At 69.9% G+C, this 17,913-nt stretch carries 14 protein-coding genes; 11 read left to right on the plus strand and 3 right to left on the minus strand.

The window, feature by feature from the left end; translation table 11 throughout:
- The first annotated feature begins 6 nt into the window (after positions 1 to 6).
- The 7 genes from glyA (at position 7) to R6V09_RS02170 (ending at position 10,936) form a co-directional block, all read left to right on the plus strand.
- Positions 7 to 1,329 carry a serine hydroxymethyltransferase gene (glyA, locus tag R6V09_RS02140; RefSeq protein ID WP_317879591.1) on the plus strand — a complete coding sequence of 441 codons (1,323 nt, stop codon included), beginning with the start codon at positions 7 to 9 and terminating at the stop codon, positions 1,327 to 1,329.
- Positions 1,326 to 2,558 carry a sarcosine oxidase subunit beta family protein gene (locus tag R6V09_RS02145; RefSeq protein WP_317879592.1) on the plus strand — a complete coding sequence of 411 codons (1,233 nt, stop codon included), beginning with the start codon at positions 1,326 to 1,328 and terminating at the stop codon, positions 2,556 to 2,558. Before glyA ends, R6V09_RS02145 begins: the two co-directional genes overlap by 4 nt.
- Before the next feature lie 11 nt (positions 2,559 to 2,569).
- Positions 2,570 to 5,884, plus strand: coding sequence for a sarcosine oxidase subunit delta family protein (locus R6V09_RS02150; protein WP_317879593.1), 3,315 nt, complete (start codon positions 2,570 to 2,572; stop codon positions 5,882 to 5,884).
- Positions 5,877 to 6,488 (plus strand): sarcosine oxidase subunit gamma, encoded by a 612-nt coding sequence (locus R6V09_RS02155; RefSeq protein WP_317879594.1) that lies wholly within the window; start codon positions 5,877 to 5,879, stop codon positions 6,486 to 6,488. The genes R6V09_RS02150 and R6V09_RS02155 overlap by 8 nt, the downstream gene beginning before the upstream one ends.
- 254 nt (positions 6,489 to 6,742) lie before the next feature.
- Positions 6,743 to 8,518 carry a tannase/feruloyl esterase family alpha/beta hydrolase gene (locus R6V09_RS02160; RefSeq protein ID WP_317879595.1) on the plus strand — a complete coding sequence of 592 codons (1,776 nt, stop codon included), beginning with the start codon at positions 6,743 to 6,745 and terminating at the stop codon, positions 8,516 to 8,518.
- 175 nt (positions 8,519 to 8,693) lie between these two features.
- On the plus strand, positions 8,694 to 9,620 hold the full coding sequence (locus tag R6V09_RS02165) for a LacI family DNA-binding transcriptional regulator (RefSeq protein WP_317879596.1): 927 nt from the start codon (positions 8,694 to 8,696) through the stop codon (positions 9,618 to 9,620).
- 29 nt (positions 9,621 to 9,649) lie between these two features.
- Positions 9,650 to 10,936 (plus strand): amidase, encoded by a 1,287-nt coding sequence (locus R6V09_RS02170; protein WP_317879597.1) that lies wholly within the window; start codon positions 9,650 to 9,652, stop codon positions 10,934 to 10,936.
- A gap of 5 nt (positions 10,937 to 10,941) precedes the next feature.
- Here the strand turns inward: R6V09_RS02170 and R6V09_RS02175 are convergent, their stop codons facing one another.
- The 3 genes from R6V09_RS02175 to R6V09_RS02185 are packed head-to-tail and all read right to left on the minus strand — an operon-like array spanning position 10,942 to position 14,074.
- Positions 10,942 to 12,207, minus strand: a complete 1,266-nt coding sequence (locus R6V09_RS02175; protein ID WP_317879598.1) for a hypothetical protein — start codon at positions 12,205 to 12,207, stop codon at positions 10,942 to 10,944.
- Between the two features lie 5 nt (positions 12,208 to 12,212).
- The gene (locus tag R6V09_RS02180; RefSeq protein ID WP_317879599.1) at positions 12,213 to 13,496 is read right to left on the minus strand and encodes a neutral/alkaline non-lysosomal ceramidase N-terminal domain-containing protein; all 1,284 of its coding nucleotides are present in this window, start codon (positions 13,494 to 13,496) and stop codon (positions 12,213 to 12,215) included.
- Positions 13,493 to 14,074 (minus strand): carboxymuconolactone decarboxylase family protein, encoded by a 582-nt coding sequence (locus tag R6V09_RS02185; RefSeq protein ID WP_317879600.1) that lies wholly within the window; start codon positions 14,072 to 14,074, stop codon positions 13,493 to 13,495. The genes R6V09_RS02180 and R6V09_RS02185 overlap by 4 nt, the downstream gene beginning before the upstream one ends.
- A 224-nt stretch (positions 14,075 to 14,298) precedes the next feature.
- On the opposite strand from R6V09_RS02185, the gene R6V09_RS02190 reads away from it, so the two are divergent.
- The 4 genes from R6V09_RS02190 (at position 14,299) to R6V09_RS02205 (ending at position 17,913) form a co-directional block, all read left to right on the plus strand.
- Positions 14,299 to 14,631, plus strand: a complete 333-nt coding sequence (locus R6V09_RS02190; protein WP_317879601.1) for a DUF2218 domain-containing protein — start codon at positions 14,299 to 14,301, stop codon at positions 14,629 to 14,631.
- A gap of 148 nt (positions 14,632 to 14,779) precedes the next feature.
- Positions 14,780 to 16,105: an ABC transporter substrate-binding protein gene (locus R6V09_RS02195; protein WP_317879602.1), complete on the plus strand. Its 1,326-nt coding sequence runs from the start codon at positions 14,780 to 14,782 to the stop codon at positions 16,103 to 16,105.
- 21 nt (positions 16,106 to 16,126) lie between these two features.
- A complete protein-coding gene (locus R6V09_RS02200) occupies positions 16,127 to 17,083 on the plus strand; it encodes a carbohydrate ABC transporter permease (protein ID WP_317879603.1) in 957 nt (318 codons plus the stop codon).
- Positions 17,080 to 17,913, plus strand: a complete 834-nt coding sequence (locus tag R6V09_RS02205; protein WP_317879604.1) for a carbohydrate ABC transporter permease — start codon at positions 17,080 to 17,082, stop codon at positions 17,911 to 17,913. The genes R6V09_RS02200 and R6V09_RS02205 overlap by 4 nt, the downstream gene beginning before the upstream one ends.

Raw genomic sequence — 17,913 nt, forward strand, 5'->3', positions numbered from 1 at the left:
CTCCGAATGAACGCGCTGAACACCCCGTTGGCGGAACTGGACCCCGAGGTCCACGCCGCGCTCCGCGCCGAACTGCACCGCCAGCAGTCCACGTTGGAGATGATCGCCTCCGAGAACTTCGCGCCCTCCGCCGTACTGGAGGCGCAGGGCTCGGTCCTCACCAACAAGTACGCGGAGGGCTACCCCGGCCGCCGCTACTACGGTGGCTGCGAACACGTCGACGTCACCGAGCGATTGGCCATCGAGCGGGTCAAGTCCCTCTTCGGCGCGGGCTTCGCGAACGTGCAGCCGCACTCGGGCGCTCAGGCCAACACGGCAGTCTTCTTCGCCCTGTTGAAGCCCGGCGACACGATCCTCGGCCTCGACCTCGCGCACGGCGGACACCTCACGCACGGCATGCGCCTCAACTACAGCGGCAAGATGCTGAACGTGGTGCCGTACCACGTGTCCGAGACCGACAACCTGGTCGACATGGACGAGGTGGAACGCCTCGCGAAGGAACACGGCCCCAAGATGATCATCGCGGGCTGGTCGGCGTATCCACGGCAGTTGGACTTCGCGGCGTTCCGGCGGATCGCCGACGAGGTGGGCGCCCTGCTGATGGTCGACATGGCGCACTTCGCGGGCCTGGTAGCCGCCGGACTACACCCCAACCCGGTCCCGCACGCACACGTGACCACGACGACGACACACAAAACCCTCGGCGGCCCGCGCGGCGGAGTCATCCTCACCAACGAGGCCGACCTCGCCAAGAAGATCAACTCGGCGGTGTTTCCCGGCATGCAGGGCGGCCCGCTGGAGCATGTCATCGCCGCGAAGGCCGTGTCGTTCAAGGTCGCGGCCTCACCCGAGTTCGCGGAACGCCAAGCCCGGACACTCGCCGGCTCCCGAATCCTCGCCGAACGCCTGACCCGCGCCGACGTGGCGGCCACCGGGGTGAAGGTCCTCACCGGCGGCACGGACGTCCACCTTGTCCTGGTCGACCTGCGCGACTCGGAGCTGGACGGCAGGCAGGCGGAGGACCTGCTCCACGAGATCGGCATCACGGTCAACCGCAACGCCGTGCCCTTCGACCCGCGCCCGCCCATGGTCACGTCCGGCCTCCGCATAGGCACTCCCGCGCTGGCGACCCGAGGCTTCACGGAGGAGGACTTCGCCGAGGTCTCCGACGTGATCGCGCTCGCCCTCCAACCGGAGCCGGACATCGGCGCGTTGCGCGCCCGCACGGAGGCACTGGCGGCGAAACACCCGCTCTACCCGCACCTGTCGGCCGTAGCAGAAGCTGTTCCAGAAGAAGCTGTTCCAGAGGAAGCCGGAGAAGCCCGATGAGCCCCCGCACGCCCGGCGCCGACCTCCCCGAACACCCCGACTGGCTCTGGCGCACCCCCGAGCCGAAACGCTCGTACGACGTGATCGTGGTCGGCGGCGGTGGCCACGGCCTGGCCACCGCCCACTACTTGGCGAAGAACCACGGCATCACGAATGTCGCGGTGCTGGAGAAGGGCTGGCTGGCGGGCGGCAACATGGCCCGCAACACCACGATCATCCGCTCCAACTACCTGTGGGACGAGAGCGCGGGCATCTACGAGCACGCTCTCAAACTCTGGGAGGGGCTGGAGGAGGAGCTGGACTACCCGATCCTCTTCTCCCAGCGCGGAGTGCTCAACCTCGCCCACAGCCTCCAGGACGTCCGCGACAGCGTGCGCCGCGTCGAGGCGAACCGGCTGAACGGCGTGGACGCGGAGTGGCTCGACGAACGGCAGGTCAAGGAGGTCTGCCCGATCGTCAACGTCTCGCCGGACGTGCGCTATCCGGTGATGGGCGGTACCTACCAGCCGCGCGCAGGCATCGCCAAGCACGACCACGTCGCCTGGGGCCTGGCCCGCTCAGCCGACGCCGCCGGCATCGACATCATCCAGAACTGCGAGGTCACCGGACTCGACATGGTCGATGGCAGGGTGACCGGCGTACAGACCACGCTCGGCCCGATAGCGGCGGGCAAGGTGGCACTCTGCTCGGCTGGCCACACCTCCGTCCTCGCGGCCATGGCGGGCATCCAACTCCCGCTCCAGAGCCACCCGTTGCAAGCCCTGGTGTCTGAGCTGCTGGAGCCCGTCCACCCGACCGTCGTCATGTCCAACGCGGTCCACGTGTACGTAAGCCAGGCGCACAAGGGCGAGTTGGTGATGGGCGCGGGCATCGACTCGTACAACTCCTACACCCAGCGCGGGGCGTTCCACATCATCGAGGAACAGATGTCCGCGGCCCTGGAACTCTTCCCGGTCTTCGCCCGCGCGCATGTGCTGCGCACCTGGGGCGGCATCGTCGACGTCACCCCCGACGCGTCGCCCATCGTCGGCCTCACCCCGGTGGACAACCTCTACCTCAACTGCGGCTGGGGAACCGGCGGTTTCAAGGCCACCCCGGGTGTCGGCTGGGTCTACGCGCACACCATCGCCCACGACACCCCTCACCACCTCAACGCCCCCTTCTCGCTCGACCGTTTCACCACCGGCGCGCTCGTCGACGAGCACGGCGCCGCCGCGGTGGCCCACTAGGGAGCCCAACCATGCTGCTGATCCCCTGCCCCTGGTGCGGGCCCCGCGACGAAGCCGAGTTCCACTACGGCGGCCAGGCCCATGTGGCCTACCCGGAGAACCAGGCCGACCTGACCGACGAGGAGTGGGCGCGCTTCCTGTTCTTCCGAGACAACCCCAAGGGCCCGTTCGCGGAACGGTGGAGCCACGCGGCGGGCTGCCGCCGCTGGTTCAACGCGGTGCGGGACACCTCGACGAACGAGATCCTGACGGTGTATCGGGCGGGGGAGGAGCGACCGGCCACCATTCAGCCAAGGCCGGTCGTACCAGCCCGTCCGGCGTCCACTGTTCAGCGAGGGTCGGCAAATTCAGCCCGTCCGGCGTTTGAGGACGAGGCCCTTTCGGGGCCGACGGGGGTCCAGGGGGCGGAGCCCCCTGGGGGCGGGGTCGAAGGGGCAGAGCCCCTGGAGGACGGGACGGGTAGGGGCGGCGGGGGCGCTGCATCCATCAGCGGCTCTGCCGCGGGTCATCCGTTCCGCCACCCCACCCGAGGCCGAATCCACCGCGACACCCCCCTCACCTTCACCTTCGACGGCACCGAATACCAGGGCTACAAGGGCGACACCCTAGCCTCCGCCCTCCTGGCCAACGGCGTCATCCAGACCGGCACCAGCATCAAACTCGGCCGCCCCCGAGGCATCTTCACCGCCGGAGTCGAAGAACCCAACGCCGTCATCCAGATCGAGGCCCCCTTCCCCGAGCCGATGCTCCCCGCGACAACGATCGAGCTCTACGACGGCCTGGTCGCGACCAGCCTCCCCGGCCAGGGCCGCCTCGCCACCGAACCGGACCCGGCCCGCTACGACGCCGTCCACACCCACTGCGATCTGCTCGTCGTAGGCGCGGGCCCGGCCGGTCTCGCAGCCGCCGCTGCAGCCGCCCGCAGCGGAGCCCGAGTCATCCTCGCCGACGACCGCCCAGAGCTGGGCGGCAGCCTGCTGGACACCGCCCAACTCCTCGACTGGGTAGCCGAGTTGAGCGACGAGCTCGCCACCGCACCCGACGTGCGCGTACTCCGCCGCACCACCGTCTTCGGCCACTACGACGACAACCACCTCCTCGCCGTCGAACGCCGCACCAACCACCTCGGCGCCGCGGCCCCCACCCACGTCTCCAGGGAGCGCGTCTGGCGCATCCGGGCCCGCCGAGTCGTCCTCGCAACAGGTGCCCACGAGCGCTCACTTGCCTTCGCGGACAACGATCGCCCCGGAGTGATGCTCGCCGCCTCGGCCCGCGCCTACGTCAACCGCCACGGCGTCCTGCCCGGCCGCCAGGCCGTCGTCTTCACGACCAACGACAGTGCGTACGCAGCCGCGTTGGACCTCGCGAGGGCTGGAATCCACATCGCCGCGATCGTGGACACCCGTCCGTCCGAACCGGGCGAGTGGGCGCGCCGAGCCCGCGAGGCCGGTATCGAGGTGCTGACCGGGCACGCCGTCGTCGGCACCGAGGGCGCCTCGCGAATCACCGCCGTGACCGTCGCCCCGTATGGCGAAACCACGGGCGCGACCCGGCACTTCGCGACCGAGCTCCTCCTGGTGTCCGGCGGCTGGAACCCCGTCGCCCACCTCTTCAGCCAGGCAGGCGGCAAACTGCGCTACGACGACACCTTCGGCTCCTTCGTCCCCGACACCTGCCGACAGGCGGTCGAGGTCGCGGGCAGCGCGAACGGCGTGCTCAACCTGGCCGGAGCCCTCGCGCAGGGCGCAGCCGCGGGCGCCCGCGCGATCGAGGCCGAGGGCTACACCGCCGAGCCGCCCCACCTCCCCGAGCCGGCGGCCGAACCGCACACACCCGCCATGCAGGTCTTCCTCGTCCCCTCCGCCACCGACGCCCCCCGCTTCGTCGACCTCCAACGCGACGTCACCGTGGCCGACTTGACCCGCGCCATCGGCGCCGGCCTCAACTCGGTCGAGCACACCAAGCGCTACACGACGGCCGGTACGGCCAACGACCAGGGCAAGACGTCAGGCGTCCTGGCGAGCGGAGTGGTCGCCGAACTCCTGGGCGTGGACGTGTCGTTGCTCGGCACGACGACATTCCGCCCGCCCTACACGCCCGTCTCCTTCGCCACCCTCGCGGGCCGCGACCGGGGCGCGCTGCACGACCCGATCCGTACCACCGCGCTGCACGACTGGCATGTCATGCAGGGCGCCCTGTTCGAGAACGTCGGCCAGTGGAAACGGCCTTGGTACTACCCGCAGGACGGCGAGGACATGGAGAGCGCCGTGCTGCGCGAGTGCGCGGCGGCACGCGAGGGCGTCGCGTTCATGGACGGTTCCACGCTCGGCAAGATCGACGTACAGGGCCCGGACGCACCCGTCTTCCTCGACCGGCTCTACACCAACATGATGAGCAACCTGAAGGTCGGCATGATCCGCTACGGCGTCATGTGCCGCCCGGACGGCATGGTCTTCGACGACGGCACCGCCATCCGCCTCGCACCGGACCGCTACCTGGTCACCACGACCACGGGCAACGCCGCCGCCGTACTCGACTGGATGGAGGAGTGGCACCAGACCGAGTGGCCCGAACTCCGCGTCCACTGCGCCTCGGTGACCGAGCAGTGGGCGACCGTCGCCCTGGTCGGCCCCCGCTCCCGCGAGGTTCTCGGCTCGCTCGCGCCCCAACTGGCCGTCGGCAACGACGACTTCCCGTTCATGGCCTGGCGGGACACCACCGTCGCGGGCATCGAGGCAAGGGTGTGCCGGATCAGCTTCTCCGGCGAACTCGCCTATGAGATCAACGTGTCACCGTGGGAGGCCCTCGCCCTGTGGGAGGCCTTGTACGAGGCAGGCGCCCCCTTCGGCATCACCCCGTACGGCACCGAGACCATGCACGTCCTGCGCGCCGAGAAGGGCTACCCGATCATCGGCCAGGACACCGACGGGACCGTAACCCCCCAGGACCTGGGCATGAGTTGGGCGGTGTCGAAGAAGAAGCCCGACTTCATCGGCAAACGCTCCTTCGCCCGCGCCGACGCCGTCCGCCCCGACCGCAAGCACCTGGTCGGCCTCCTCCCCGACGATCCCGCCGCCTTCCTCCCCGAGGGCACCCAACTGATCACGGACAGCGTGCTGCCCGCCCCGCCCGTCCCGATGCTCGGCCATGTCACCTCCAGCTACCGCAGCGCCGCCCTCGGCCGCACCTTCGCCCTCGCCCTGATCAAGGGCGGCCGGGACCGCATCGGCGAACGCCTCTACGCCCCGGTGGGCGACCGGCTGATCCCGGTCACCGTCGCAAGCCCCGTCCTCTACGACCCCGAAGGAGCCCGCCGCGATGGCTGACACCGTCCTTTCCGTGCCGCGCCGCAGCCCCCTCGCGGGTGCCGCAGGCCGGCTGGCCGCCACGACCCGCTCCTCCGGCGGCACGGTCCGGCTGGCCGAACTGCCCTTCCTGGCCCAGGTGAACGTCCGGCTCGACGGAAAGGGCGCGGCGGCGGACGCCGTAGGACTCGCGCTCGGTCTGTCACTTCCCGTGGAGCCCAACACCGTTGTGCGGGCCGGGGAGTTGACCGCACTGTGGCTCGGTCCCGACGAGTGGCTAGTGGTGGGACCGCCGGACACCCAGAGGGACGTGGAGGACCGGATTCGGGCGGCGGCAGGTGACGAACACATCGCCGTCACCGATGTCTCGGCCCAGCGCACCACCCTCCTCGTCTCCGGCGCCCGCGCCCGCGACCTGCTCGCGCACGGCTGCCCGCTGGACCTGCACCCGCGTGCCTTCGGCCCCGGACGCTGCGCCCAGACGACGCTGGCCCGCACCCAGGTCGTGCTGGTCGCCCGGGACGAACCCGGCGCGGGATTCTGGGTGTTGGTGCGTTCGTCCTTCGCCGGGTATCTGACGGACTGGCTGCTGGACGCGGCTGCGGAATACGCACAGGACTCCTGAACAGACCTGAAGTGACCTGACGCCGAAGGCCGTTCGCCCGTCACCGGGTGAACGGCCTTCGACTTGAGCGGCAGCGCGCGAAAGCTAACGTTGCGGCCTGCGTGGGCTCCGGGCCTGGTCAGCGATATCACGCCAGAGTCTCCGACGAAATCGTCAACAATAGAGTCGACGCTATTGCCTGCGGATTACCGGAGAGCTACGTTCCTCGCCGTGCCTGCACGACCCCGGTCCGGCGAGCGAACGGAGTACTCAGCATGCCCAAGCTGTTCAGATGGTGTCGGTGGAACTCGGCCGGCTTCATGGCGACCCTCGCCGCGGCCGTCGCGCTGGTGACCGGAGCGGGCGTGGCGCTGGCCAACAGCACGACCGGCAGTGCGCGGGCCGCCAACTCGGCCTCCGCGAACGCCGTTTCGGCGAACACCACGACCGCGGGCATCGCACCGGCCATGTCCTGCTCCGGCATCGCCCAACTCGACCTGGCCGCCGCCGTCCCGGGTGTGCCCTTCGAGATCACCTCGGCCACCGAACTCGCCGCGAGCGCCAACACCCTTGGCAGCTGGGCCGCTTGTGACGTCAAGGGCGTCATCGCCCCGCAACTCCACTTCGAGATCAAGCTGCCCGAGACCGGCTGGCAGGCCAACTACCTCCAGGTCGGCTGCGGCGGCCTGTGCGGCAACGTCAACGTGACCAGCGCCCCCGCTTCCGCCGGCTGCGTCCCGCTGACCACCGGCGCCTTCGCCGTCGCCTCCAGCGACGAGGGCCACTACCAGGGCGGCGGCCTCTTCTCCACCGACCCCACCCTGAGCGCCGACTTCGGCTACAAGTCCGACCACGAACTGGTCCAGGCGGCCAAGGCCGTCATCAAGCAGTACTACGGCCAGGCAGCCACCCACTCCTACTTCGACGGCTGCTCGCAGGGCGGCCACCAGGCCCTCACCGAGGCCCAGCGCTATCCGACCGACTTCGACGGGATCATCGCCGGCGCCCCGGCCAACAACTTCACCGCGCTGAACACCTTCTCGCACGCCTGGACCGCCCAGTCCGTGTACCTCGACGGCGGTCCGGCGACGATCACCAACGCCGACCTCGCCGACCTCCACAAGGCCGTCCTCAAGGGCTGCGGCGCCCCCGCCGACGGCATCATCGCCGACCCGCTCAGCTGCACCTGGGACCCGGGCAGCATCCAGTGCGAGTCCGGCCAGACCTCGACGTCGGACGCCTACTGCCTGACCGCCGACCAGGTCACCACCCTCCGCCGCATCTACGCCGGACCGACCGACGAACACGGCGAACTCCTCTACCCGGGCTACCAGTTGCGCGGCTCCGAGCTGAACTGGGCCGGCATCATCACCCCGGCCACCGCGACCGGCGCCAGCGGCGACATCAGCTTCGTCCGGGAGACCCTGCGCTACCAGATCTTCGACAGCCCCCAACCCGCCCTGACCTACAAGGACATCAAGTTCACGGCCGCCTACTACGACAAGGTGATGCGGCCCAACGAGGGCATGTACGACGCCACCGACCCCGACCTCACCGCGTTCAAGAAGGCCGGCGGCAAACTCGTCCTCTGGCACGGGCTCGGCGACCAGCACATCCCGGCCGTCGGAACGATGGCCTACTACAAGGCGGTTGAGAAGGTCATGGGCGGCGAGGCGGCCACCAAGAGCTTCGCCCGGCTGTTCCTGCTCCCCGGCGTCGCGCACTGCGGCGGCGGCCAGGGCCCGGACACCTTCGACGCGCTCACCGCGATCACCGACTGGGTCACCAAGGGCGACGCCCCGGCGAGCCTGACGACCAAGTCGGTCGACAGCAGCGGCAACACCACCGCCTCCCGCCCGGTCTACCCCTTCCCGTACTACGCCAAGAACACCACCGGCGGCCCGGCCACCGACGCGAGCAGCTACACCCCCGTCAAGTCCACCGCCGAGGCCGACCTGAAGCTCAGGTGGCTCGGCTCCTTCCGCTCCGGCTACGAGACGGTCGGCAACTGGGTGGGCCGCAAGTGGGTCGTCACCAAGGGCAAGAACTGACGTACAGAAGAGGCTGATCGAGAACCCGTACTTGCGCACGATCCTCGCGCTTGTCCCGACACCGAAGCGGCTCGCGTACGACAGAGGGTGGGCTGGATTAAGGTGCGCACATGCGAGGTTTCGGCAGTGGCAGGGCGTCCGCCGGCGGTACGGCGGACGGCAGCGGGGAGTGGTGATGGGCGGTGCCCGGCGGGTGACGCTGAACGATGTCGCCGCGGCGAGCGGGGTGTCGCGGGCCACCGTCAGTTTCGTCCTGAACGACGATCCCAACCAGACGATCTCGGCGGCGACCCGCGAGCGGGTGAAGGGCGCGGCGCGTGACCTCGGCTATGTCCCGCACGGGATCGCGCGGGCCCTGCGGGAGGGCTCCTCGCGGATCGTCGTGCTGAACATCGACTGGGGTCTTGAGGGCAACTACTCGCGCAGTTACGTCCGTGGCCTGGACGACGAACTCGCCGCGCACGACCATGTGTTGCTCGTACGGCACGGCCACTCGGCGCCGCACTCGACGCAGCAGATCCTCGACACCATCGCGCCCCGCGCCGTACTCCGGTTCGCCGAGCCCTACTTGAGCGGCCACGAGCCCGACGAGGAGGACTGGAAGAACGGCTTCGCCGCCCATGCCGCCCTGCAGATCGGCTACTTGGCGGGCCGCGGCCACACCCGCATGGCGATGGCCCTGCCCGGCGACGACACGCCGCTGACCGAACTGCGCCTGCGCTTCGCCCGCGCGACCACGGACCGGCTCGGACTGCCTCCGCTGGTCCCGTTCGCCGTGCCCCGGCCGAGAGAGGCCGGAACCGCGGCCGTCAGGGCGTTCCTCGCCGCGCACGACGAGGTGACGGCGGTCGCCGCCTTCGACGACGACATCGCTCTGCGCACCCTGACCGCCCTGCTCGACCTGGGGCTGAGCGTCCCCTCCGACGTGGCCGTCATCGGCTACGACGACACCGAGTACGGCGCCCTGGTCACCCCCGCGCTCACCACCATCCACATCGACGCCGAGGCCCACGGCCGGCTCGCCGCACGCGTCGCGCTCGGCCTCGGCACGGGCGGGCTCACCAGGACGCCGGGACGGGTGATCGAGCGCGGGTCGGCCTGAAAGCGAGCAGCAGAAGGAGGCGACACCCGATGACGCACGACACGACCCTGTCCGCCCTGGTGGACGGCATCACCGCGGGCGAACTCGACGCGAGCCAGGTGATCGCCGGGGCGCTGGAACGCCTCGACCTGACCGAGCCTGACGTACACGCGTGGGTACGGGTCGATCGGGACGGCGCCGCACAGGCCGCCAGTGAACTCGATGCCACGCCAACCACCGGTCTCCTGCGGGGAGTTCCGTTCGGGGTGAAGGACATCATCGACCTGCGCGGCCTGCCCACCGGGTGCGGCTCGGCGCTACGGCAGGGTGGTCGGGCCGCCGTCGCCGACGCGCCCGTGGTGGCCCGGCTGAGACGGCTCGGGGCGATTCCCCTGGGCAAGACGGTGACCACGGAGTTCGCCTACTTCTCGCCGGGACCGACCAGGAATCCACACAACCCGGCGCACACGCCCGGCGGTTCGTCGAGCGGTTCCGCCGCCGCCGTGGCCGCCGGTGTGGTGCCCCTCGCGCTCGGCAGCCAGACCGCGGGTTCGCTGACGCGGCCGGCCGCGTACTGCGGAGTCGCGGGGTTCGTCTTCCCGGCCGGGGGACCCCTCGACACCGCGGGGTTCCAGGCGCTGGCCCCGAGCCTCGACGCGGTCGGACTGCTCACTCCCACTGTCGCCGATCTCCGGCTCGTCCATGGGGCGTTGACGGAACCGAGCATGCCTGCCGACCCCGTCGAACCGCCGTCCCGGCCCCGGCTGGCCGTGTGGTCGGGCGCTGAACTCGGCGACATCGCACCGGACATGAGGCAGGCCCTGGCGTGGAGCGCCGAGCATGCGGTGGCCCGCGGCGCGGTGCTCGTGGATGTCGATCTGCCCGCCCTCACACCACGGCTCGTCGAGGCCCAGACGACGGTCATGGCGTACGAGGCCGCCCGCACGCTGGCCACCGAAGGCGCGAGCCCCGAACGGCTGAGCACACCTCTCAACGAACTTCTGGCACAGGGCCGGGCCGTCACGGACGCGGACTACCGACGCGCTCTCTCCATCGCGCGGAGGGAGCGCGCCGAGATGCTGACGCTGCTGACCGAAGTGGACGCGATCCTGGGTCCGGCCGCTCTCGGGTCCGCACCGCACGGGCTGACGGTCACCGGCTCACCCGTCCTGAGCAGGCCGTGGCAGGTTCTCGGTCTGCCGGCGCTGACCGTACCGGGGCACCGGGACGGCCGGGGCATGCCGCTCGGGCTGCAACTCGTCGGCCATCCGGATCGGCTGGATCGCCTCTTCGCCCTCGGCCACGCCGTCGAACTGGCCGCCCGCGCGCGGCAGTAGCGGCTTCAGAGCGACCGCAGGATCTCCACCAGCCGCGCCGCGACGGTCTCGGCGGCGCCCTTCGCGTACCGGGAGTTCATCGCCTCGTAGGTGATCCGGTCGTAACTCCCGGCGTCCGCCATGTACTTGGCGGCACCGTTCACCATGGTGACCACACAGGTGGCGGGGAACGGTGACGCGGCTTTGAGGTCGAGGCCGGTGCAGGCGTTCAACTCGGCCTGCAGTCCCGCGAGTACGGTGTCGCCGATCCTGGCCACCACGACCGGGGCCTCGGAGAGTCCGTCCGGAGCGAAGTCGTAGCGGGTCGTGGGGCGGAGGGTGTGCAGGCCACCCGCCGGGGGGAGTTGGGCGGGAACCTCGACGCTGCCGTGCACCACCCGCAGCGGCGCTGTCGGTCCCGTGGTGCGGATGCCGTCGGTGATGCGGATGGCCTCGGTGGCGAGTCGTTCACCGAGCAGGTCGACCAGTGTGTGTCCCGCGTCCTGGGTGTCGGATCGGCGGAGTCGACCGTTCTCGTCGACCGTGGTGCGGACAGCGGTCAGGTAGGGGGCCTGGTCGCCGGCCGCACCGACCAGGAACAGGGCGACCGTGCCGTCGCCGTAGTGCTGTTCGACGCGGGTCGCGGTCGCGCCCGCCAGATCGGCGCTGATCTCGCGGTCGCCGGACCGGGTCAGCGAGCCGTTCAGCACCGAGGACTGGACGGCGTGGTTCACCAGTACGGCGATCGGGCGGTCGGGCACGCCGTCCGAGCTGTCGATCCGTAGGACGCCCACGCTGTTGTCGGTCGGGCCGCTGTCGTCGGCGCCGAGCCACCAGCCGTGTGAAGTACGCACGTCCCGCTGGACGTTGACGCGACAGGTGCCGAGCCCGAAGCCGGTGCGGGCGGGCCGCAGGGACCGTACGGCGTCGGCCGCGGCCGACGCCAGCGCGTCGTCCACGGCGCCGCTCAGGCGGGCGTTCCGCTCCTCCTCGCCCTCCGGTGCGCGCCCCGGCGGCTGGACGTGCGGCGCGGAGAAGGTGTGACTCGCCACGATCAGCGCGTGTGCCGGGTCCACCGCGCAGACCTCGTGCAGAATCTCCCTCGCACGGGCGATCTGGTCCTCGAAGACCGATGTCTGCTCGATCACCGCGAGGGCGAGCCGTGTCACCGTGTCGTCGACGACGAGCACCCGTACGTGGAGCGGGTCGTGGACGGTGGTGAAACCGTCCACGGGGAAGAGCGAGGCCGGCAGATCGACAACCGCCTTGCCCGCGCCCGCGCGTAGCGGCACCGGGGTCACCGTACGGTCCGCAGCTGCTCGGAGATCAGCCCGACCACCCCGTCGACGATGGCGTCCTCGGCGTGCCCCCGGGCGATCGGGCAGCCGTTGACCGAGTGGACGGGGCGGTCGTAACGGGCGTCGTCGGGGAGGTAGCCGATGCGGTCGTTGGCGATGGAGATCAGCAGGGTGCGGGCGAGCGGTGACTCGTCCCGCAGCCGGCGGTAGATGTCGGTGACGACCTCACCGGACACGCCCACCAGTGCCACTTCGTTGAGCTGGACGAGGGACAGACGCAGCGGCACGGAGTCGACGAGTTCCTGCCTCATCGTCTCCATGACGTCCTGGCCGGCCTTCACCGGACACGCCACCGTTCGCTGCCCGGCCCCGATGCGCACCGCATGCGTCAACTCGCCGATCCCGTCCGCGACACGCAGCGCCTCGGCGCCGACGATCAGGCCCTGCGCCTCCATGGCCGCGTAGGCGCGGGTCTTCTGCCGTGCGGTGGGGGCGACGCCGAACGGCACCCCGATGTTGACGCGCGGATCCTGGTCGCCGAGTGCGCCGACGGTCCACAGGGCGACCAGATCACCGTCGTAACTCTCCTCCAGGTAACGGCAGGCGGCTCCGGCGAGGTCCCCGCTGACCTCCCCGGTGCCGAGCACCACCGTCGAGTGGACGGCGTAGTTGAGGAGGAGTGCGATCGGATCGCCGTCCAGGCTCTCGAACTTGAGGACCCAGACCGTCTTGTCGGACGGCCCCGCCGGGTTCTGGCCCAGCGTCCATCGGCCGTCGACGAACTCCTCCCGGTTGATGTTGACGTCGGCGGTTCCGGTGCCGACGCCGAACCGGGCCGGGCGCGCCGTCGACCTTGCCTGTCGGAGGGCGGCGACGATCCGGCCGTAGACGACCTCCGTGTACGCGAAGGACTCCGGGCCGCCCGCGTGGGCCAGCGCGCCGGGTGAGACGTCCGCGATGCGAGGGGCGTTGTGGGTGTGCGTCGCGGTGATGACGATGTGGTCGATGGGGATGCCGAGTTCGCGTTCGATGCGCTCGCGCACCGGTGTGATGTCGCCGGCCTCGATCAAGTCCAGCGAGACCAGGGCGACTTCGGTCTCGCCGTCGCTGAGGTACAGGGCGCGCAGGAACAGCCGGTCGTGCACGCCGGAGAACGTGCCGGGCAGGGGGTGCAGACCGGTCAGGTCGGTCGGGGTGATGTCGGTCCTGACGACACCGACCCGTAGCCGTCCCGCCTCCTGCGACGCGTCGGAGGAGACGGGCTCGTTGCGGGGCGAGGTCACGGTTTCTCCTGGTCCGGCCGGATGTGCTGGAAGGCGTGTACGTCCGGGAACGGTGGTTCCCGGTCGGGCTGAAGGTCCACCTGGAAGGTGTTGAGGACCAGGGCGAGCGTCGCGAAGGTGCCGAGTGCGACCACCAGATCGACCAGCGCGGCCTCGCCGAACTCCGCGAGCGCCGCGGCGTACGTCTCGTCGTCGACGAAGTGGACCGTCAACGCCTGGACGGCGAACCGGTGCAGGATCGCCTCGTCGGCGCGGTCGAAGCGCGGGTCCTCGCCGCGGGCCAGCCGGTCCAGCGCGGAGGGGTCGAGACCGGCCGCAACCGCCTTGCCCAGGTGGGCGTTCCACGAGTGCTGCGCGTCGAAGCGGCGGGCGGCGACGAGGAGGGTCAGTTCGCGCAGGTTCGGCGGGAGCGCCGAGTCGCGCATGCAGTACGTGCTCAGCGCCTCCATCCGGTCGCCGAGGTGCGGGCTGCGCAGCAGGACCTCGAACGGCCCGTGGATACCGCCGCGTTGGGCGATGAGCCGGTCGCGGAACTCGGACTGGTCCGCGTTCAACTCCTGTAGCGGTGCCAGACGCATACGTCCTCCTGGTGATCGCGCACAGCGAGCGGACAGGGACGGGAGAGGAACGGAACCGGCCCTTGGGAAACATGACGGAAACCGAGGGGCCGCGTCTAGGAAGTGAAGACGACCGAGCAGGCATCCATACGTTGCGGCACACGACGGGTGGCGTATCCGCACGGTCGGCCCGGCTCTCCGGCACCATCGAGTGGTTCCGCATCCCCGTCACCCAGGAGTCGTCCATGTCCCGATCGGAAGCCCGCGTCGCCACCGACCGACCGCAGCGCTACGCCAAACAACTCGCCTCCCACCTGGGCCGTCGCAGCGAGACCAGCTGGGACGAGGAGACTGGTCAGGGCCGTCTCGTCTTCCAGGACGGCACCGGCTCGCTGACCGCCACCGACGGGGCGCTGCTGCTCGCGGTGGAGGCGGAGCCCGAGTTCCTCGACCGCCTTGAGGACGTGGTTGGCCGGCATCTGGTCCGCTTCGGCACCAAGGACGAACTGGTCGTCGAGTGGCGGCGCGACACCGGTGAGCCCGGCACCAGCCAGCGCAGCACGGGCGAACCCGCCTGACCCACGGCAGCGGTCCCGCCCTTCCACAACTCCGGTCGTGCGTGCACGTGTTGAAAGCTAAGCGTTCGATCCGGAGATGGACGGGGCCGAGCCGGCCCGTGCCAGTGTGACCCCCCTCTCGGAGCCGCAGTGAAGGGGAGTCCACGGCATGAACGGATACAGACGGCGTCACGGCCTGCTCGCAGGAGCCCTCGTCATCGGTCTCACGGCCTCGGCCTGTGCGAACGGCGACGACTCGGCGCAGTCCGGCAAGGTGGCCGACACCTCGGGCAAGGCCCCGACCGGAGTGACGCTCACGCTCTGGCACAACACCGCTGACCCGACAGCCCTGTTGGACCTGTACAAGGCCTATGAGAAGAAGTCCGGCAACACGATCGACCTGGTCGACATCCCCGCCGACAGCTTCCCGAGCACCGTGCAGACCAAATGGGCCACCGGAGCCCGCCCGGACATCCTGGAATGGCACGGCAACCAGGTCGACGTGCTCTCCCTCAACGCCGCCAAGAACATGATCGACCTCAGCGCCCTGCCCTTCGTGAAGAAGGAGGGCACGCTCGCGGACGTCTCCGGCAACGTCGGCGGCAAGGTCTACGCGGCCACCGTCGGCTCGCTGTCCGTCGACGGCATCTTCTACAACAAGCAGGTCTTCACCAAGGCCGGCCTCCAACCCCCGCAGACCTACGCCGAGTTGGCCGCCGACTGCAAGACCCTCAAGGCGAAGACGCCGGGCGTCACACCCATCTTCGAGGCCGGCGGCTCCCAGTGGCCCCCGCAGATCCTCAGCGCCTTCAACTACCTCGCCGAGTCCAACACCGACCAGGCCTACGACAAGTCGATCCTCGACGGCAAGGCCCGACTCAACGACTCCAACGGCCCGTTCGTCGCCGCCCTCAAGGCCTACGACGCGCTCCGCAAGGCGGGCTGCTTCAACTCCGATGCCAACACGGCCAAATGGGAGGACTCCTTCAAGGCCGTCCTCAGCGGCAAGGCCGCGATGGTCGCCAACAACTCCGACTCCATCGGCCTGTTGAACTCCGACGCGAACAACGACACCGCCAAGGTCGACGCGGCCGTCGGCTTCGTCGGCGTCTCCGCCACCAAGCCGGTCACCAACTACGCGCCGAGCCCACTGGGCACGTACTACGTCCCGAGCACCGGCGACTCCAAGAAGGAACGCGCCGCCGTCGACTTCATCGACTACATCACCGGCGCCGGCTACGCCGACTACATCAAGGAGGCGAAGATCATCCCGACGCTCTCCGGCACGGCGACACCCCAGCTCCAAGGCCTCCTCCAGGACGTCAAGTCGGCCTACGACAAGGGCGCCACGCTCTCTTTCAACTCGCCCCTGCCGGGTTTCAGCAGCTTCGGCGCCGAGGCCCAGAAACTCCTCGCCGGACAGGAGACGCCCCAGCAGGTGGCCGACAAGATGCAGACCTACTACACACAGGCCGCCGCCGCGGCCAAGCAGTGACGCGGGACCGGTGACCGACGTATGACGTCCTCACTGCACGACGCGTCCCCGCCCACCGCCGCCCGGGTCGGCCAACCCGCCCCGGACGAGCCGCCGTTGGCCGTCAACCGCCCCCGCCGCCGGCTGCATCCGTACGCCTTCGCACTCCCGTCCATCGCCCTCGTCCTCGTCTTCTTCGTGCTGCCGTTCCTCGCCAACGCCTTCTTCGCGTTCGTGCAGTGGACCGGCTACAGCGACGCGATCACCTGGACCGGGCTCGCCAACTTCAAGCTCCTGAACCAACTCGGCATCCTCAAGCACGCGATCACGGTCACCGCGATCTACGCGCTCACCGCCATGGCCGTACAGAACACGATCGGCCTCGCCCTCGCCACCGCCCTGCAACGCACCAACCGCGTCAACTCCCTCTTCCGCTCCCTCTTCTTCATCCCGGTGCTGATCTCACCGCTGGCCGCGGGCTACATCTGGGCCGCGGTCCTGAACGCGCACGGCCCGCTCAACGCCTTCCTGTCGGCCGTCCTGCCCGGCGAGTTCCACTACGCCTGGCTCGGCCACGACACCACGGCACTCCTCGCGGTCGCCTCCATCGACGCGTGGAAGCTGAGCGGCCTGATCACCCTCGTCTACATCGCGGGCCTCAACCGCATCCCGGAACAGCTCCTCCAGGCGGCGACCCTCGACGGCGCCGGGGCGGTCCGCCGCTTCTGGTCGGTCAAACTCCCGCTGCTGGCACCGGCGGTGACGTTCAACGTGGTCGTCTCGCTCGTCGGCGCGTTCAGCGCGCTCGACGTGGTGTTCTCGACGACAGCGGGCGGGCCGGGCGACGCGACGACCCTGCTCAACGTCGCCGTCTACACGCAGTACGGGCAGAGCTTCTTCGGTACGGCGAGCGCGCTGGGCTTCGTCGTCACGCTGATGGTGATCGTCACGGCGGTCCCGCTGATGAGCTGGTTGCGCCGACGGGAGGTGCCGATGTGAGCACGATCGCCGTACGAACACGGGGAGTTGCCCGATACGTGGGGCTCACCCTCTTCGCGATCCCCTGGATCCTCGTCCCGTTCTGGCTGCTGATCGTCAACTCCCTCAAGACGCAGGGCGATGCGAGCGTCCTGTCGATGAGCTGGCCCAAGCACTGGAGCGCGGGCGCCAATTACCACACGGTGATCGACAAGGGCTCGTACCTCACCGGCCTGCGCAACAGCGCGCTGCTGGCCGTCCCGACGATCCTCGCCGTGCTGCTGCTCGGCTCGATGGCGGCCTGGGCGTACGCCCGTTCCGACTCGCGGACGCTGCGGTTCGCGTACTACACGTCCGCGCTGTCGATCGTGCTGCCCCCGGCGATCATCCCGACGATCTACGTCCTCACCCAGCTCGGCCTCAACGGATCGCGTCTCGGCTACATGCTGGTGATCGCCGGCACCCGGCTCGGGGTGGTGATCTTCCTGGCCACCGGCTTCGTACGCACCCTTCCGCACGACTTCGAGGAGGCCGCGCAGTTGGACGGGGCGAACAAGTGGCAGATCTACTGGCGGATCGTGCTGCCCGTGCTCACCCCGGTGCTCTTCACCGGTGCGGTCATGCTGATCATCTCGGTCTGGAACGACTTCTACTTCGCCCTGTTCCTGCTGCGTGGCTCACAGGCGGCCACGCTGACGCTGTACTCCTTCGCCTCCTCGTCCACGCACGGTGTCAGCTGGAACCTGGTGTTCGCCCATGTGGTGCTGACCAGCCTGCCGCTCGTCCTCGTCTACCTCGTCCTGCAGCGCCGCGTCCTCGCGGGCCTCACGGAAGGAGGTGTCACGGGGTGA

It is taken from the genome of Streptomyces sp. W16 (assembly GCF_033194735.1).
Taxonomy (GTDB): domain Bacteria; phylum Actinomycetota; class Actinomycetes; order Streptomycetales; family Streptomycetaceae; genus Streptomyces.

What these genes read in the sequence shown, in the direction of transcription:
- glyA (WP_317879591.1), top strand. Translation starts at nt 7, where the DNA reads ATGAACGCGCTGAACACCCCGTTGGCGGAACTGGACCCCGAGGTCCAC.
- R6V09_RS02145 (WP_317879592.1), top strand. Translation starts at nt 1,326, where the DNA reads ATGAGCCCCCGCACGCCCGGCGCCGACCTCCCCGAACACCCCGACTGG.
- R6V09_RS02150 (WP_317879593.1), top strand. Translation starts at nt 2,570, where the DNA reads ATGCTGCTGATCCCCTGCCCCTGGTGCGGGCCCCGCGACGAAGCCGAG.
- R6V09_RS02155 (WP_317879594.1), top strand. Translation starts at nt 5,877, where the DNA reads ATGGCTGACACCGTCCTTTCCGTGCCGCGCCGCAGCCCCCTCGCGGGT.
- R6V09_RS02160 (WP_317879595.1), top strand. Translation starts at nt 6,743, where the DNA reads ATGCCCAAGCTGTTCAGATGGTGTCGGTGGAACTCGGCCGGCTTCATG.
- R6V09_RS02165 (WP_317879596.1), top strand. Translation starts at nt 8,694, where the DNA reads ATGGGCGGTGCCCGGCGGGTGACGCTGAACGATGTCGCCGCGGCGAGC.
- R6V09_RS02170 (WP_317879597.1), top strand. Translation starts at nt 9,650, where the DNA reads ATGACGCACGACACGACCCTGTCCGCCCTGGTGGACGGCATCACCGCG.
- R6V09_RS02185 (WP_317879600.1), bottom strand. Translation starts at nt 14,074, where the DNA reads ATGCGTCTGGCACCGCTACAGGAGTTGAACGCGGACCAGTCCGAGTTC.
- R6V09_RS02190 (WP_317879601.1), top strand. Translation starts at nt 14,299, where the DNA reads ATGTCCCGATCGGAAGCCCGCGTCGCCACCGACCGACCGCAGCGCTAC.
- R6V09_RS02195 (WP_317879602.1), top strand. Translation starts at nt 14,780, where the DNA reads ATGAACGGATACAGACGGCGTCACGGCCTGCTCGCAGGAGCCCTCGTC.
- R6V09_RS02200 (WP_317879603.1), top strand. Translation starts at nt 16,127, where the DNA reads ATGACGTCCTCACTGCACGACGCGTCCCCGCCCACCGCCGCCCGGGTC.